The sequence below is a fragment of the Mesorhizobium sp. M4B.F.Ca.ET.089.01.1.1 genome, assembly GCF_004022605.1.
Taxonomy (GTDB): Bacteria; Pseudomonadota; Alphaproteobacteria; order Rhizobiales; family Rhizobiaceae; genus Mesorhizobium; species Mesorhizobium abyssinicae.
Genome location: NZ_RZOS01001107.1, coordinates 1 through 703, shown reverse-complemented (window position 1 = coordinate 703; position 703 = coordinate 1). Strand labels below are relative to the sequence as shown.

Here is a 703-nt window from a genome sequence, read left to right as displayed (position 1 = left end):
CCATGGCATCGATGGAAATCCTGATCACGCGGTATTCATCTCACGGTTTGCCTGCCGGCGGCTTGAGCTGGTCAGGTTCGGGGGCTCGCGAAGGTTCGGCGAAAATAGCGTTTTTGGGCTGCCGCACAACCGGCTTTTCTAATATCAGGTCCGCTTTCAGGATTTTCCAAGCAGCGAACGCAGCTTTTGCTGGAATTCGCTTTCCTCGGCCTCGCCGTCGCCGGTGACCTCCAGCGACACGCCGGCCTTGCGCGGATAGGGGTCGATCGCCAGCCCGAAGAACTGCTCGGCGAGCGCGCCGACATCGATCGTGTCGCCGGAAAAGGTCTCCGGGCTGTCGGGTCCATCGGCATCCAGCACGATCTCGCCGCCGCCTTCGAAACCCTGCCGTCCAAGCTTCGACTGCTCGGGCAGGAACAGCGCCTCGACCGGCTCCTCAATATGCGCCTCGACTGGGTCCAGGGTGACGATGCAGGCCTGGGTGATGTCGGCCTCGACACGACCGCTGACTTTGACGCCATTGCGCTTCCACGGCGCCACCAGAAGCTCGGCGCGATAGCGTTCGACCGAGAGCAGCTCGTGCTCGACGGCGAGCGCCGCGCGCTGCCCTTCGTCGGCCTCGATCGTCACCGGCAGGCCTTTTTGCGGCAGGCGGGCGACATTGGCGACGAAGGAAACCGGACTTTGCGGGTCGATATGTTTC

The 703-nt window shown here is 63.3% G+C and carries 1 protein-coding gene; it reads right to left on the bottom strand.

Annotation, left to right across the window (positions count from 1 at the left end):
- Nucleotides 1-156 precede the first annotated feature (156 nt).
- Nucleotides 157-703 (bottom strand): DUF177 domain-containing protein (locus tag EN780_RS36280; RefSeq protein WP_245500250.1); only part of this gene is annotated, 547 nt, incomplete at its 5' end.